The 16270-nt window shown below is 35.4% G+C and carries 14 protein-coding genes; 3 read left to right on the forward strand and 11 right to left on the reverse strand.

Annotation, left to right across the window (positions count from 1 at the left end):
- Positions 1-65 precede the first annotated feature (65 nt).
- Together PY093_RS02515 and mug are read right to left on the reverse strand one after the other, a co-directional pair.
- The gene (locus PY093_RS02515) at positions 66-1556 is read right to left on the reverse strand and encodes a helix-turn-helix domain-containing protein (RefSeq protein WP_275644295.1); all 1491 of its coding nucleotides are present in this window, start codon (positions 1554-1556) and stop codon (positions 66-68) included.
- A gap of 255 nt (positions 1557-1811) precedes the next feature.
- Positions 1812-2312 carry a G/U mismatch-specific DNA glycosylase gene (gene mug, locus PY093_RS02520; RefSeq protein ID WP_275644296.1) on the reverse strand — a complete coding sequence of 167 codons (501 nt, stop codon included), beginning with the start codon at positions 2310-2312 and terminating at the stop codon, positions 1812-1814.
- A gap of 236 nt (positions 2313-2548) precedes the next feature.
- Here mug and PY093_RS02525 point away from each other — a divergent pair, with 236 nt between their 5' ends.
- Positions 2549-3247 carry a glucosaminidase domain-containing protein gene (locus tag PY093_RS02525; protein ID WP_275644297.1) on the forward strand — a complete coding sequence of 233 codons (699 nt, stop codon included), beginning with the start codon at positions 2549-2551 and terminating at the stop codon, positions 3245-3247.
- 90 nt (positions 3248-3337) lie between these two features.
- Here PY093_RS02525 and helD read toward each other — a convergent pair whose 3' ends face one another.
- From helD to PY093_RS02565, 8 genes are all read right to left on the reverse strand, one after another.
- Entirely contained in the window at positions 3338-5674 is a 2337-nt protein-coding gene (helD, locus tag PY093_RS02530; RefSeq protein ID WP_275644298.1) for an RNA polymerase recycling motor HelD, read from the reverse strand.
- 246 nt (positions 5675-5920) lie between these two features.
- Positions 5921-7180, reverse strand: a complete 1260-nt coding sequence (locus PY093_RS02535; protein WP_275644299.1) for a SpoIID/LytB domain-containing protein — start codon at positions 7178-7180, stop codon at positions 5921-5923.
- A 566-nt stretch (positions 7181-7746) separates the two neighbouring features.
- Positions 7747-8934, reverse strand: a complete 1188-nt coding sequence (locus PY093_RS02540) for a sulfite reductase subunit alpha (protein WP_275644300.1) — start codon at positions 8932-8934, stop codon at positions 7747-7749.
- A 222-nt stretch (positions 8935-9156) separates the two neighbouring features.
- On the reverse strand, positions 9157-10128 hold the full coding sequence (locus PY093_RS02545; RefSeq protein ID WP_275644301.1) for a ring-cleaving dioxygenase: 972 nt from the start codon (positions 10126-10128) through the stop codon (positions 9157-9159).
- Between the two features lie 46 nt (positions 10129-10174).
- Positions 10175-11053, reverse strand: coding sequence for a helix-turn-helix domain-containing protein (locus PY093_RS02550; RefSeq protein WP_275644302.1), 879 nt, complete (start codon positions 11051-11053; stop codon positions 10175-10177).
- Positions 11054-11153: 100 nt separating this feature from the next.
- Positions 11154-11819, reverse strand: a complete 666-nt coding sequence (locus PY093_RS02555; protein WP_275644303.1) for a GNAT family N-acetyltransferase — start codon at positions 11817-11819, stop codon at positions 11154-11156.
- Positions 11820-11822: 3 nt separating this feature from the next.
- Positions 11823-12500 (reverse strand): GNAT family N-acetyltransferase, encoded by a 678-nt coding sequence (locus tag PY093_RS02560; RefSeq protein ID WP_275644304.1) that lies wholly within the window; start codon positions 12498-12500, stop codon positions 11823-11825.
- Between the two features lie 18 nt (positions 12501-12518).
- Positions 12519-13406, reverse strand: a complete 888-nt coding sequence (locus PY093_RS02565) for a carbon-nitrogen hydrolase family protein (protein ID WP_275644305.1) — start codon at positions 13404-13406, stop codon at positions 12519-12521.
- Between the two features lie 245 nt (positions 13407-13651).
- Between PY093_RS02565 and PY093_RS02570 the strand changes: the two genes are divergently transcribed.
- Positions 13652-14176 carry a hypothetical protein gene (locus tag PY093_RS02570; RefSeq protein WP_275644306.1) on the forward strand — a complete coding sequence of 175 codons (525 nt, stop codon included), beginning with the start codon at positions 13652-13654 and terminating at the stop codon, positions 14174-14176.
- 97 nt (positions 14177-14273) lie between these two features.
- Here PY093_RS02570 and PY093_RS02575 read toward each other — a convergent pair whose 3' ends face one another.
- On the reverse strand, positions 14274-15011 hold the full coding sequence (locus tag PY093_RS02575; RefSeq protein WP_275644307.1) for an AAA family ATPase: 738 nt from the start codon (positions 15009-15011) through the stop codon (positions 14274-14276).
- Positions 15012-15129: 118 nt separating this feature from the next.
- Between PY093_RS02575 and PY093_RS02580 the strand changes: the two genes are divergently transcribed.
- On the forward strand, positions 15130-16149 hold the full coding sequence (locus tag PY093_RS02580) for an ion channel (RefSeq protein WP_275644308.1): 1020 nt from the start codon (positions 15130-15132) through the stop codon (positions 16147-16149).
- Positions 16150-16270 lie beyond the last annotated feature (121 nt).

A 16270-nucleotide genomic window follows, 5' to 3' on the forward strand; every position in this document is an offset into this window, starting at 1 on the left:
TTTCATCATTTAAAAAACGTCTAAAAAGAAAAAAGCTTGGATCATCCAAGCTGGTTACCTACATCTTATTTCGTTTCGATGTTTAATCCATATTTCCGATAATTACTTGGCGTGGCTCCCGTCTGTTCTTTAAAAATCCGACTAAAATAGTTTGCATTTCCAAAGCCTGTCTCGGTTGCAATTTCTTGAATGGTTAACTGTGATTCTCGCAATAATTTTTTTGCTTCCTTTATTCTAAGACTGGTTATGAGTTGGCTGAGTGGCATTCCATGCTTTTTTACAAGGAGATGACTAAAATAGGCCGGGCTACGATCAACGAATTGGGCTACCTTTTGTAACGATAAATTCCGATCACGAAAATGTGTTTCTATATATAAAATACCGCGTTCTATTACATCTACCTTTGATAACTCTTGTTGTTTTTTTACACCCCTTAAAAGCTGATAAATAAAAAGTAGGATATCTTGGACAATTCGATAGAGAACCGGATTATAGAGAATTGTTTCAAACACCTGATGGTAGGAGCGTTCATATTCGCTTTTATCCAGCTGATAGGTTTTCATGAATCTACGAACCTGTGCTAAAATACTTGTTAATCTTGTCCGGATTAATCCTGGTTCTGGGTAGGGTTCCTTGACTCTTAGAAATTCTTGATACATCCAGGTTTTAATTTGTTCTGGATTATCATTATGAAGCATTTCAACCCAATCCCTTTGTTCAGTAGGATTCAAAAACGGATCAATCAAGTCCCATTCCCAATCTCTATCAAGCAAAATGACTTGTCTATAGCCCTTGTAAAAGGTTAACTCTAACGCTCGTTTAGATTGTATATACATAGTGTGAAGTGATTGTTGATTTGTTGGTATAGAATGATAGACGATAGCTAGTGGATCTCCGTACTTCTCGTTCCATGTTTGAAAAAGTCGATTTACCTCTTGTTTAACAAGTAGTACTTCTTCAGGAAAGACACAAATGATCAGATCACTTAACGGTAAAATCGATGGTCGAAAATGAAACTCGAACTCTTCTAAATACGATCTCAGGTGACTTAATGAGTCCCTATTTTCAGTTTGCATAACACAAAGTTGATAAGGAGTAACTGGTCTTTCACTGTCTATAAAAAGAGATTGGTATGTAACATCTTCCGAACTTATCTGTGTTTTTACTGACAATAAATGGGTAAGTTCTCGTTCTCCTTGTAAGCATTTTTGAAGGGTTTTCTTAATTAAATCAGGCGAATGTGGTTTTACTAATAGATTGATAGCTTGAATTTCAATCGCTTGCATAGCACGATCAAAAGTTGCTTCTGTTGTTGTGACAACAATTTGTTTAACATACCTGCTTACCTGAACTTTAAAGCTATGCCATTGTGCTTTAGGTATCATATCCAATTCAATAAAGACAACATCAGGTAATTCATTTTCAATTGTTGATACCATATCTTCAAAATTATCGCACAGTAATACTTTTTCAAATGGAAGCGAATAGGATGACACTAACCACCCAATGCCAATTCGTTCATTATGGTCGCGGTCTGCAATGAGTAGTTTAGTCATTTAATGAATGCGCTCCTTTGTGATTAAAAGTAGATTGAAATAAAGTTTGTTGAAGCTTGAGATAGGTAAAGGTGATTGAGCCATTCTCACGCAGCATACGTTCCCAAATAAGAATTTATCGTTCTCAAGCAAGTATTTTGTGGTTCTTGGACAAGTATTTTATTGTTTTGGACGAGTATTTAGAAATTCTTCCACCATCTGTTTCGCGATTTGAGTTGGCTATTTTGTAAATTCCAACGTAGCTGCCAACCCAAATCACAAAATCTTCGTTAAACCTCTATAAATCTCAACAATCTCATCGATTTTCATTCTTACCAACCCACTTGATGAAGGTGCAACGAAATCTACCGTATCTTCCACAACCGATGTTTCCTGAACACCCCATGGTTGCTTTTTCTTACCACTTAATTCCTGGTAAACACCTTTTCCTACATAACAAATGATTTTTGGTTTATAGTGAGCGATCTTTCTCTTTAGTTCTTCTCGACCGATGATATATTCTTCCTTTGTTATTTCGTCTGCAGCCTTTGTTGGTCTTGGGACAATATTTGTTAAACCATAGCCTAATTCTATTAGCTTATAATCCTCAGTCGTATCTAATTTTCTAGGTGTTAAGCCTGCTTTATACAATATCGTCCAAAAACGATTGTTTGGATTGGCAAAATGATGACCAGTTTCCGCTGAACGAATACTCGGATTAAAACCGACAAAAATAACCTTTAAATTTTCTTTAAGATGATCCTTGATTGGATTCATTTTACTACTACTCCTTCAAAAAATAAGAGTTAATTTATTCCTTTAATAATTTACTTATATCTTGTTCCAAGGACTAGATATCCCCTATAGTATAAACCAAAACAGCGCTTTCAAAAAAATATGCTAATTACCCTTTTCAAGATTGCAACACAAACTTGATAGCTGTGTGTAATTACTTTGTAATATTAATATGTTAAGCTTGCCTAAGTCTACATGATTAACTGGAGGGATGACTAGTGAATATCTTCAAAAATGAGAAACACCGTCAAGCCTTTCTGTTCATAACTAGTTTTCTACTATTTATTACAGTGAGTTTCTCACTTTCTTATAAACATACTATACCCCAAGAAACAAAGATTAGTAAGGTCAAAAAGCTAGAAAATAAAATGGAAGCAACATCAGAAACGAACAAAAGGGTTTCCCCTAGCTATAAAGTTACGAACACTACAACAATTACAGGTGAAGAATTAGACCAATCATTATCTGGAGAATTTAAGGGCTTAGGAGATCTTTTTGTACAAGCTGCAGAAAAAAACGAAATTGATCCAGTCTTTCTTGTTGCAGTCGCTGCACAAGAAACAGGTTGGGGTCAATCCGATATTGCAGGTGCGCCGTGGAATAATATTGGTGGAATGATATGTATGCCTGGCAATTATCAAGAGATTTTTGGAGCAGATTACCCAAACCTAGGCTGTGAAGAAACAGTTCTAGGAGGTACAAAATGGCAAAAATTCATCTCGGTTGAGGATAGTATCCAATTCAAAGCCGCTTATTTAAAAATGAAATATGTAGACAATGGCAAAGAAACAATAACGGAAATTCAGCAAAAATACGCACCTACCAATGCAACAAATGATAAAGAAGGTTTAAATAATCACTGGATGAACAATGTTATTGCAATTATGAACAGTGTGAAAGAAAAACTATATGTCTAAAGCCAAAAAGCAGTCTGATGAAAGACTGCTTTTCGTATTTAACCCACGCTTAAGGGAGCAGCTAATCCCCCACTAATTGTTAGTTTCACTTTACAACAACTCATATGAATCTGAATCAATTTTAGTAAAAAACCTACTCCTTGGCCCTAAGGAAAAAAGATGTAATTCATGCATTGCACGTGTGCAAGCGGTGTAAAAGAGATTCCGTTCATAATCTCCATGATATTGTTTGTCGGATGCATTATAAATGATAACCGCATCAAACTCAATTCCTTTTGCTAAATACGTCGGAAGGATTAATAGTCCTTTTTCAAAGGTAGAAGTATCCTTTTTCATAAGGCGAATAGCCAAATGATCCTTTAAGTCTTCGAATACCTCCTTACTCTCTTTTGCAGTTTTACAGATAATCGCAATCGTTTCATGCCCATCTTCTTGCAGACGAGTTATTTGTTTTAATAGCATTTCTTTGTGTTCTGCCTTTTTTTCAAACTCTCTAAGTGTAGGTTTATTTCCTGTTCTGTTAAAGGGTTTGATTAATTCACCACCTTCAAGTATTTCTTTGGAAAAATTAATAATTTGTTTTGTTGAACGGTAGCTTTGAGTTAGCGTAATTTTTTCGACTTTTTCTGATTGATATAAATCGGATGACAATAGTGTTGGCGCATTTATTGAGTGTGGATAGATAGCTTGGTTCACATCGCCAAGAATTGTCATTTTACTTTTAGGGAAAAGTTGTTTGATATATGCAAGTTGGAATGGTGAGTAATCTTGTGCTTCATCGATAAACAGGTGCCTAATGAATGAATTCGATTTCTGTCCCTCTAGTTGATCTTGGAAGTACAGAAATGGTGTTGCATCTTCAAATGCCAATTCATTATTCATTAGCTTTGAGGACGTTCGTTTACAAATATCCTGCCAATTTTCAGGAACGTTGTGATTGTTCTTCGGTGTATATGTGTTGAATAATTGCAGATAGGTACGATCTACAGCGATAAATTCAAGTTCTTTTACGTAGTCCTTTAAAGGTTTGAAATATCGTGATACTATAACTTTTGCAATTAATTTTTGCTCACGATCAAAGTCATCAAAGGTGTCTTCTGAAAATCTTGTTTGTTTTTGGAGCTTCTTAAAGATTTTTAAATAATCTTCCCGATCAAGAAGTTCACTCTCTAGGGTTACCCAATCCTTTTTACGTTCTTGTTTTTCTTTAATGGATAATTCATTTAATAACCATTCAACTACAAGGGTTATTCTATTAGGAATTGAAATATCCAAACGTAAAGAGTAGAAATAACTGGTAATCTCATCAGCCGAAATGAATGTTTCACCTTTAAACTTCAAGTCATTAAAGGACAACCCACTCTTTGCTAATGAGCCAATATACTCATCAATAACTTCCTTAAAATCAAGACTTGCTTTATACCTAATAGCACTTAAACTTATGTCGTACTCACGGCTATCACTTGAGTTAGTTAACAAATACTCCATCTGTGTAAATGGGTCTTCAATATAAAAATAATCTCCAATTCGATATTCTAAATATTCTTGAAAGGTTGTTTGTTCCATATTTTCTTCACCAAGCTCTGGTAGAACTGTTGAAACATAGCTGTTGAACAAAGGATTCGGTGAAAATAGCATAATGTTTTTAGAGCTCAATACGGTTCGATGTTGATATAATAAATATGCAACACGTTGGAGAGCTGCGGATGTTTTACCACTACCTGCGACACCCTGTACTATTAGATACGTACTACCCTCATTCCGAATAATTTGATTTTGTTCTTTTTGAATCGTAACAACAATACTTTTCATTTGCGTATCCGAATTATTACTAAGAACTTCTTTTAATAACTCATCTCCAATTGTTACACCTGTATCAAACATACTTTTCATTTGACCACGACGAATGATAAATTGGCGTTTTAGCTCCATTATCCCTTCTATTGTGCCTTCCATTGTTTTATAGCTAGTATTACCTGGAGTATGATCGTAATACAAACTAGAAATAGGGGCACGCCAGTCATAAATTAAAAAATTCTCATCATGTTCATCCATCAAGGAAGCAATTCCAAGGTAAATTTTATCAGTATTTCTTTCTCCCTTTTCTAAAAAATCCACTCGACCAAAATAAGGTGAATCCTTTAACCTTACTAAAGTCTTAAGTTGTTTATGAAACAGTCTATGACTTCTTTCGCGTTCAGAAAGAATTTCCGCTTGTTGTTTAATACTTGAAAATGTTTCTGCCCTTTCATTTGGTTCGTCTAGATTAACTCTAATATCATCCCAAAACGTATTTCTGAGTCCAATAATATCCTCTTTTAAACCACCGGTGCTGTGCTCTAAATATTTCATCTTTTTTTTAATTTCCTCTAGAATCTGTGCAATCCTATCTTCTTCTACTACCCAATCCTTATTTTGTTCTGCCATTCAAACACTCCTTAAAATAGGTTTGACAAACTAAAGAAAATACTGTAAAATTAAAATAGATATATTTTTACTAATTTTACATTTTTAGGGTAAAATACAATTAATTTTAGCATTTTTACATTAGGAATTCAACCGTTTAAATACACTTTTTAAAGGTGAACACCAGATAATTCTGGTTCACCTTTTTGTTTCCATAAAAAAGTAGTCTAACGTTAATATTTAGACTACTTTTTCTATTTATGATATCTATTTGACATACTTGGTTATTTCAGTCCCTGGAAAATAAAATTGCACTATTTCTTTATAATTTTTTCCCAGCTGCCCCATTATATGCGCTCCCCATTGACTCATTCCTACACCGTGTCCGTATCCTTTTCCTTTCATCGTATATATACCATCCTTAAATTCAAGAGAGTCGATGAGATAGCTTTTAAATTGAGTACCACCAATAAGGGGCCGTATTTTATTTAATTTTTCATCATTTAGCTCATATTCTTGCAGTAGTATGGTTCCATCATATAACCGCTGTAAAAAGTCAATTTTTATTGAACCCGATACGGATCTATTTGAATTAAGTTTCTCTGCTGATAATGTAAAATTGGAGATAGAAAGTATTTTAATATCACCAGGATAACCATTTCTTTGTAACCAATGCGACATTGAGCCGGTTAGTTCCTGATCCATTTCGGTTGCTTCTTCCCAGCCTAAGTCATTATCCCAATCTATCTCTTCTAAAACAACTTGTGCACTGTGCAATTTAAACTCCCAAGGATTAATTGGATCATAGGGATCATTTTTAATCGGGTAATAGCTAACTTCTTTCCCTCCCCATACATGGGCATTATTTTCAGTTATTCCACCATTACTAGCAGAATAAAAGGCCTCAATTAACTTGTTATTATAGGTAAGAACTTCTCCCTTCGTTTCCTCTACCGCTTGTGTTGTTGTATCCATCCACTGGTAGCCACCATAGACCTGATAGGAAATTGTATCATCTATCACTTTGTTTAGGTGTGACACGGCATATGTTCTTGCTGCCAAGGCTTGAGATTTTAATGTTTCGATACCCCAAGTAGGAAATACCTCAAATGGGACCACTCCTTTTAAATAATCCTCCAGTGGCAATTGATTCACTGGCCTAATGTTCCCATCTTCTTCGATTGTAAATTCAAACGCCCCTAAATAAGGCCTTTCATTAACTTCTACGAAATGGTCCTGGTTATATTCTCCTGGCAGCACAACTAATGAGTCACCTAGCTCTAGCGTTTCATTATCACCACTTAGAATAAGTTGCCCATTTTTTTCAGTAAGATTATATACGACTCCTTCTTTTATTGTTAAGGTTGAATCAAGCGAAAAATAATCTCCATTAAATTGAACTGTTAGCTCGTTTGTATCTTTAATGTCATTATTTAACTTCACTGTTACCAATTCATCTGCACTACTTTTGTGCGGTGTTTGAAATAATAACAATGTAAATAGTATAGGAATTAGAAAGTATCTCATATCTCTATACTTCCTAGGGTAAAGCTTTCTTATTCACTATCCGTAAAAGGGGTCCCACCAACAAAATGCAGTTATCTTAACTTTGTTGGTGGGACCCCTAAAAGGGAATATAGATAAACTATCTTTAAATGAGGTGTTATCAGTGCACATAACGGAGGAAGCTAGTAAATTTCTTCAAAAATTAATGGTAAAACGTAATAAAAGTGGAGTTCGAATTGGCTACAATGAAAAAAGTAGGTGAGGTCTATCAAAGTTTAAATTAACTCTGGATGGGTTAAAGGATGGAGACTATGTTAAAGAACATAGTGGTTTAACGATTTTCTACAGGGATGATGTAGTTCCACATGTGGATTATTTAAAAATTAAATATGAAAACGAGCGTCTAGGTTTAATTGATAGTAGGAATAGTGAACAATAAAAGTAAAACGGTTGTAAGAATTCGATACCCTTTTGTTTCCCCCACTTCAAAACTTCTTCGAATTCTCTAAGTTTTAAAATGGGGGACTTACTGCCCGTTAATGCGGGATAAAATACACATAAATAGTAAGCGCCACTGCTACCAATTATTAATACACATCACGTTGGTAACGCTTTTGCTTCTGCAAATCATTTAGATACGCTTCTGCTGCTTCCCGGGTCATTACACCTTCTTTTTCAATTACATCAATAAGCGTGTTGTGGACATCTTTCGCCATATATTGCTTATCACCGCAAATATAGAAGTATGCTCCCTTTTCTAGCCATTCAAACAATTCCTTGCTGTTTTCAAGCATTTTATGCTGTACATATACTTTTTGATCCGAATCACGGGAGAAGGCGGCATCTAATTTTGTCAGTACACCATCTTTTTGGTATTTTTCTAACTCATTCTGATATAAGAAATCCGTCGCAGAATGCTGATCTCCATAAAATAACCACGCTCTACCTTTTCCTCTATTCATTGCACGTTCCTGGATAAATGAACGGAATGGTGCAATGCCCGTACCTGGTCCAACCATAATAATGTCTGTATCTTCGGAATCTGGTAGATTAAAGTGTTTATTTTGTTGAATAAATACCGGAATCGTATCTCCTTCATGAAGACGTTCCGAACATAAAACAGAGCAAACTCCTTTTCGATCGCGTCCGTGTGCCGTATAGCGTACAGCACCGATCGTTAGATGCACTTCACCAGGGTTTGCGGTAAAACTGCTTGCTATTGAATATAGGCGTGGCGGCATCTTTCTTAAAAGAGACACAATTTCCTGGGCAGTCGCATTCCAAGGGCCAAAATCACGTAACAAGTCAAGGAAATCACGCCCGTCGATATATTCCTTTAGTTGGGCCACTTTTTCAACAGAAACAAGCCTTTGTAACTCCTCGTTTTCTGTTAATGCAGCGGCAAGCTGTAGCACTTTTTTCGTTAATAATGTAATTTCAAAATGTGTTGTCAGCGCTTCTTTCAGTGGAAGTGTATCACCTTGTTTATTAATTGTTACGGCCTCTTGTGCATCCCACTTCATTTCATCAAGAAGGGCAGCTACTAGTTCAGGATCGTTTTCAGGGATAATACCAAGGCAATCACCCGGATTATAGGAAAGTCCTGATTCTTTTAACGATAACTCAATATGCCTTGTTTCTTTACTAGAGCCAGCTCCATTTAAATTTATATTTTCGAGAACTCTCGCTTGAAATGGATTTGTCCTTGAATAGGTTGATGGCACTTTTTTGTCTTCTTTAGTCTGTTCAAAATTTTTTTCTACTGTAAGTTGCATAATCTTCACCTCACAAAGTTGTATATAGCTAGGATAGCATGGAATGAGGAGTTTTGTCGTGACTTTTTTCACACTATCCATTTTAATCCCTGTTTAAAGAAATAAGTAGAGGAATAAAAATACTCTTGGAATGATATGAAAATCAATAGGATGAATCCCTTTTGAACCTATCCTCTACATGTATTGTTTATATTTTACACGCTGTTATTCTGGTTACTATTTTTATTCATTGGTATCTAAAGGTTCTAACTTGGCTTCAATTTCTTCTCTTCTATCCTCAAAATATGGTGGTAGCGCTAGATTTTTTCCAAGTTCCTCGAATGGCTCATCACCTTCAAAACCTGGACCGTCTGTAGCTAGTTCGAACAATATTCCGTTTGGCTCACGGAAATACAATGATTTGAAATAGTAGCGTTCAACAAACCCTGAACTTGGAATTCTCAATTGTTTAAGGTGATCTACCCATTTACGTAGCTCTTCTTCATCTTCAACTCTAAAAGCTACATGATGTACACTACCTCTGCCTGGCCTCTCTACTGGTAAATCAGTTCGTTCTTCAAGATGGATTTCTCCACCTGTACCACCTTCACCCGTTTCGAACACGATAATCTCACTTTGACCAATGGTATATGTACCTTTTTTTCTAAAACCTAATACATCAGTTAATACTGTTATCGTTTTACCAATTTGCGATACAGTCAAATGAACAGGTCCTAGACCATATATCGCGTGTTCTGTTGGTACCGGGCTCTCATCCCACGCCTTACCACCTTGTACTCCGATGTTATGTTCATCAGAAACAAGGATCATTCTTTGACCTTCAAAGTCCCTAAATGCTAAAGTTGTGCGGCCAGTTTGCTGAGATATTCCATCATGTTCTACTCCATATTCTTCAAAACGTTTTTTCCAATAATCTAAAGAAGCATCTGCTGGAACACGTAAGGAGGTTGCGGAAATACTGTTTGTACCAAAATGTGTTTGGCCTGCGCGTGGAATTTCAAAAAATGTTAAGTCTGTACCTGGGTTTCCTCGTTCATCAGCATAAAATAAATGATATACAGATGTATCATCTTGATTCACTGTTTTTTTAACAAGTCTTAGTCCAAGGATTTTCGTGTAAAAATGATAGTTTTTCTTTGCATTTCCCGTTATCGCTGAAACATGATGCTGTCCTTTAAGTACTTTAAGATTCATTTAAATGTCACGTCCTCTATGTAATTTTTTTCTTTTGTATAGTATGTTACGAATGAGAAGATTGAAATCGCTTTGGCGATAACCCAAATTTTTTCTTGAATTGTTGAACAAACGCTGACATACTTTGATAGCCTACTTGAACAGCCACTTCAGTTATCGTTGTCGAGGAGTTCCGTAGCAATTGAGCTGCTTGTTCCATCCGAATCGTCGTTAATCTTTCCATTGGAGACATACCAAAATACTTTTTATATAATCTGCTTAAATTTGATTCACTAACCATCGCTACCTCAAGCAATTGTTTCATACGAAGTGGCTGATGGTAATTCTCAATTATATAGCTCTCAACTTCTTGAATTGCCTCTGGATAAAATGGTGTTTCAATCAGATAAACAATTTTTGAAAGCATATGTTCATCCGGAAATATATGATACATGATTTTACACAGAGATTGGCTAATAAAAAAATCGTGATCCTTGTTTAATTCAAAATATTGATGGACCTGCTCTTCTAGTAGTTCATCGATAGCTTCTGACCGTGTCTGCTGAAATATACATAGCCTGTTTGGTTGTTGATCCATAGATTTAGGGTAGCTCCCATAGTTCTTGAGTAATTCGATAAATTGTTCAACAATCACTCTTTTTAGATCAAAGCGAGTACAAAATGTGTCTTCTTTTATCTCGAAAGTTAAAGTCACTCCCTTTGGATAAAACAAATGCTCCCCCTGCCTCAACGATCTAAATTCATCTTCACCAATTTGATAGCCAATTGCGCCTGTATGAATAAATAAAATTCCTGGGTCTTCTGTAAAATTAGAATATGTAGAGTCCTTTTCGTAGTTTTCAAAAGAAATAAAACGAGATTTATTACGTTGCTTAGAGATATCCTTTCGATATTGACGGAGAATTGATTGCCAGTTTGATTTCATATTTTTACACATCCATCAGATTTTAGTATTATGACTATTCTACCATTTCAAAAAAAATATACCTACTAAACACGCTTAAGTAGGTATATAAGTATATATTTTAAATTGGTTGCAACTCCACTTCTTCCCGACTTTCGAGGTGATCTATCATTTGCAGCCATTCTACTGGTTTATTCGGTAGAACAGTATAATACGTTTTTAAAAACTTCGCAATAAATTTCCCTTCTAATGAAGTCACACCAGATTTAAATGGTAGAAAACACAAATCTAGTCCATGTACAGCTTCACCATCATTTAACCAAGAAGGATGAACATACGAAAAATTTAGCTTTTGGTAACCAAGATGTGATAATACTTCACGTCTAACAAATGGGTTCATAACGGTTACGCCACCAAATGTAAAATTCTCAACCATATATGGATTATAAATTTCAGCAAACATTCCAATGATCTCTGTTCCATGTGCCAATTGATTTAAATCTTCCGTACGTTTATTTGCTAAGAACTTGCCAATCCCAAGACCTTCTTGACCTATGATAGTAAAATCAGTCATTGCAATATTTGTATCTGGGTAATAACGGTATTCAGTTGCTCCCACTACATTTCCTTCCTGTACAGCCACAAACATACGAATCGAAGGATCTTCTAAAGGCTCTTTCCATAAATCAAAGTCAAGGACTTCTTCTTTTGGAAAGATTTTTTGCATTAATTTGTGCATTTGTGCAAATAACGGATCATTTATATTTTTGAGTTGAACATACTCCATAATTTACTCCTCCTTAAACGTTTTAAAGGGATTTTTCCATTCCATTAAGAATCCGTAATTAAGTGATTCTTCATCTTCTAGATAGTTTTCTACAAGTGTAACAGGCGTTCTACCGCACCGAAGCAGGAACGAAATGACGGGATCTCTCATTTCTCCACTTAACACGTTCTCTACGTAGTCCTCTGGTGACATTTCATTTGAAACTTTGTGATACCCAGGCATTCTTCCCCCACCCAATAATCGATCAAGTCCTTTGTGAAGAACAACATCATACATTGATTGCATTAATAGTTTTCCTAAATCAAGCATACGGTAGGAAGGTTTAACACAAATATCAACTACATATAATGTATTTCCCCCAGGATTATGATTGCGGATATAACCGCTATCGGTAATTTCTTCCCATGTATGAATTGGATTACTAGGATTAAAGTCGACTAATAGTCCCGTCATTGAACCCGCTAACTCACCATCAATCTCAACACAAAGTGCCCCTTCTGGGAATAGTGTGATGTGGTTCGTCAATTGCTCCTCATTCCATAAAAGCTCAGAAGGAAAAGGTGGTGGAAAGCTTTTTCTTTGAATATCAATTAATGCTTGGAAGTCATCTTTGTTGTAGTTACGAACAATCACTTTAATCGGTGTGTCTTTATGGTAGAGATATAATTCTTTTCTATACACGAAAAACACCCCTTTCTATTAACCGATCATCTCAGGTTTTGCTTTTACTAACTGTTCAAAGTCAGGATACAGGTCAACACGTCGATCACGCCATGTTGTAACAGATCCTTTTTCACGAACTTCATAAAGAAGTTCTAAATCTAGGTCAGCTGTCACTATCATGTCGTTATTAATATCGCCTTCAATCATAATGCCACGCTGTGGGAATGGTATATCATTTGGTGTAATCACTGCGGCTTGACCGTAGTTTGCTCTCATAAAATCAACTGTCGGTAAAGCGCCCACAGTCCCAGTTGTTACAACATATACTTGATTCTCGATAGTTCTAGCATGACAGGAATATCTAACACGGTTAAAGCCATGCGAATCATCGGTACATGAAGGACAAAAGATAACATCAGCTCCCATTGCCCTAGCCATACGGACAATTTCAGGAAACTCAATATCATAGCATGTTAATACAGCGACAGTACCCTTAATGGTATGAAAAACTTGTAACCCGTCACCAGGAGTGATATTCCATTCATCTACTTCTGTTGGTGTAATATGAAGTTTTGGTTGCTTTGCAATTCTACCATCCGGATAGAACATATGGACTACATTATATAAGCGACCATTATCTTCGATTACATGGGTACCTCCGATAATGTGTGTCCCCGTTTCTCTTGCTAGTGATGAAAACAAGTTGTAATAAAGCTCAGTATATTGTGGTAGATGTTGAATCGTTTGGAAAACATTTTGATTATCTATCGACATTAATTGTGTTGTTATAAACTCTGGAAAGAGGATAAAGTCAGTATTAAATTCTGCAGCTGTTTTTACATAATGGGTAACTTGTGCTTCAAATTCTTTAAAGCTGTCTATTGTGTGTAGATGATATTGAACTGCTGATACACGTAATTTCATTTAAAAGTCTCCTCCCCAAGCGGAAAAAATAATGGATAGAGTGGTTAATCACTTCACAATTTGTATCGTAACATATAATGTTGATCTCACTATTCGTAAAACCACCAAAAAATAATGTGTTTCTTTCATTTTTTTATTTTAATTAACCATCATACAAAATAAATACCCTTATAATAAACACATATTTACTAGTTTTCATTCATAGATATTAATGGAACATATGACAAGCATAGGAGGAAAATTTCATGAAATCTATCCCGTTTTACCTTCTTTTCATTTTTTCACTGGCTTTTGTACTAATAACCTTCCTAACAAATAATAACGATGAAGAAATTACAAGAGATAATAACGTTAATCAAAAACAGCCAAACCTACCAATCGAATTATCTAATAATGAAAAAGAAATATTTACTGAGTTTGTGCGAAATGTTCAACTGTCTAGCCAAATTATGAAAGAGTTGGATTTGTTATTAGAAGAACAACAGAAATATGATGAACTTGAAGGTGCAATTGAAGCAATGAGTATCGCCCATGAAGAAACCTTAATTGTAGTAAGTAAAATCCTTAACGATCCTATAACCGAAAACAAGGAATTAAACGACCTTCAAAACTATATCACCAAATTACTAACAGATTATACAGCTGGACTAAGTCTTCAATTAGAAGGTATAGAAAAGGGAGATAGTAAAAAAGTACAAAAAGGGTATTCACTTAGCACTAGTGCAAAAGAAAAACTCTTTAAGCTGAAGAAAGACGTGGAGCAAATATAGAAAAACTAGTATGGTCCAAGTTCTTAAAATGGATGGTATCACTTTGATACACACCCATTTTTTTAAAACCTAGGACCACAACACATCTGTTCAGAATTCAATCTGTATCATTCAAAAGCTTATTGAGCATCCCTTCCCTATTATTTAGAAAATATTTTGTTAGCTGATAATGCTCTGTATCCTCATAGTCTATTTCATGGATCGAACCATCAAAATGTAAGATCGTTGCATTGGGATACCCTAACAGAATTGGTGAGTGTGTAGCAATAATAAATTGTGAGGCACCTTCCTGCTCAAGGTCATGAATGACTTTTAATAACGCAAGCTGACGCGCTGGTGAAAGAGCTGCCTCAGGTTCATCTAGTAAATAAATTCCTTTTTTTCCAAACCGGTTTTTAAATAAAGAAAGAAAGGATTCCCCATGTGATTGCTCATGTAATGATTTGCCCCCATAAGATGAGAAGACGTTAATGCTTGGGTTTTCTCGTTGTAATTCGTTTAAATAAGAAGCAAAATCATAAAATGTCTCCGCTCTTAAGAAGAAGCCGTTTGAAATTTTAGGGAGCCATGATAATCTTAGGTAACCCGCTAAGGATGACACCGTATCCTCTATTTCAAAGAAATTATTCTGACTTCCACCCGCTTTATTAAACCCAATTTGAGTTGCAATTGCTTCAAGTAGTGTTGATTTTCCTGATCCATTCTCTCCAACAAAAAATGTTACCGTGCTTTTAAAGTTTAACTCGTTTAACTCTTTAAATACAGGGATAGAGAATGGATAAGAATGAAAGCTAGATATATTTTCTTTTAACAGTGTGATTTTTTTTAAATACATGACTTCACCATCCATTAATTTCACATTATCACTAAATTTTTTCCGGTTTTTCAGTTGCTTAAGAACTGTAGGTCTATGTTAAGATACTAACATAACATTATAAATGGGGAGTGGCATTTTGCTATTTTTTAAACGGATTTGGATCAATGCAATTAAAATGAGTAATTGGACGTTATTTTTTGCTACTACTTCTTTGATTTTATTTAGTAGCTTTTTTATCAATTATTTAGAGCCTGATGTTTTTACAAGTGCATTTGAAGGTTTATGGTGGACGATGACGACTGTTGTGACTGTTGGATATGGTGATATCTCTCCTACAACAGTACAAGGAAAAATATTTGCAATGTTTTTATATGTCATCGGCATCGGCTTAATGACAGTTGTAATCGGCAAAATTATTGAAGCGTTAAGTCTTCGGAAGAGGTTAAAGGAGGAAGGGAAAATGAAAGTGACAGCAACTGACCATATCATTTTGGTTAATTGGACAAATCGAACTAGGATCGCTCTTCAAGAACTTCTTCATACATTCAAGGATATTCATATCGTTATCGTTGATGAGCAATTAGCAAAAATACCCATCTTACACGAACGGGTTGAATTTGTTAGTGGGGATCCCGCGGTTGAAGAAACCCTCTATCAAGCAAATCTTCTATCATGTAAGTCCATCATGGTATTTGCCCAAGATGGTGCGAAAAAAACGTCAGAATCAGATGGTGTTACCCTGCTAATCGCTTCTGTATTAGAGCAAATTGGCAATCAGCATAACAAAAGCATCTATACGATATGTGAGGTTTTAGATTCCAAACATTTGAAAGCCTTTGAGCATGCGAATGTAGAAGAATTTATCACACCAAACGACACTGCTGCACATCTTGCTGCTAGGTCCATGTTATTTAACGGTTCAAGTGAGATTATCCGTCAACTTACCTCTCACAAGGGTTATGATTTATATCATATCAGTAAAAAGGCAGAATGGACTACTTATCGTGACGCATCACAATACTTAGCCTCAAACGGTGCCGTTCTCGTTGGAGACGGTAATGACATTTCTATCGTATCAGATTTAGATCGACAAATCTCTACTAACGCAAAGCTGTTTATTATTTGTGATGAGAAGACTTATGGAGCTATAATATAATAAAATCAATGAGTGCTGAGAAGAACATAAACCAATATCTTTAGATATGCACTTTTATATTCAGCACTTTTATATTTCAACTTAGAAAACAAAATCGTTAAAACACACGAAAGTAAAATAC

It is taken from the genome of Cytobacillus sp. S13-E01 (genome assembly GCF_029193815.1).
Lineage (GTDB): Bacteria > Bacillota > Bacilli > Bacillales > Bacillaceae_L > Bacillus_BV.

Bases quoted from the DNA above. Each gene is read 5' to 3' on its own strand.
- PY093_RS02515 (WP_275644295.1), bottom strand. From the start codon at position 1,556: ATGACTAAACTACTCATTGCAGACCGCGACCATAATGAACGAATTGGC.
- mug (WP_275644296.1), bottom strand. From the start codon at position 2,312: ATGAATCCAATCAAGGATCATCTTAAAGAAAATTTAAAGGTTATTTTT.
- helD (WP_275644298.1), bottom strand. From the start codon at position 5,674: ATGGCAGAACAAAATAAGGATTGGGTAGTAGAAGAAGATAGGATTGCA.
- PY093_RS02535 (WP_275644299.1), bottom strand. From the start codon at position 7,180: ATGAGATACTTTCTAATTCCTATACTATTTACATTGTTATTATTTCAA.
- PY093_RS02540 (WP_275644300.1), bottom strand. From the start codon at position 8,934: ATGCAACTTACAGTAGAAAAAAATTTTGAACAGACTAAAGAAGACAAA.
- PY093_RS02545 (WP_275644301.1), bottom strand. From the start codon at position 10,128: ATGAATCTTAAAGTACTTAAAGGACAGCATCATGTTTCAGCGATAACG.
- PY093_RS02550 (WP_275644302.1), bottom strand. From the start codon at position 11,053: ATGAAATCAAACTGGCAATCAATTCTCCGTCAATATCGAAAGGATATC.
- PY093_RS02555 (WP_275644303.1), bottom strand. From the start codon at position 11,819: ATGGAGTATGTTCAACTCAAAAATATAAATGATCCGTTATTTGCACAA.
- PY093_RS02565 (WP_275644305.1), bottom strand. From the start codon at position 13,406: ATGAAATTACGTGTATCAGCAGTTCAATATCATCTACACACAATAGAC.
- PY093_RS02570 (WP_275644306.1), top strand. From the start codon at position 13,652: ATGAAATCTATCCCGTTTTACCTTCTTTTCATTTTTTCACTGGCTTTT.
- PY093_RS02575 (WP_275644307.1), bottom strand. From the start codon at position 15,011: ATGTATTTAAAAAAAATCACACTGTTAAAAGAAAATATATCTAGCTTT.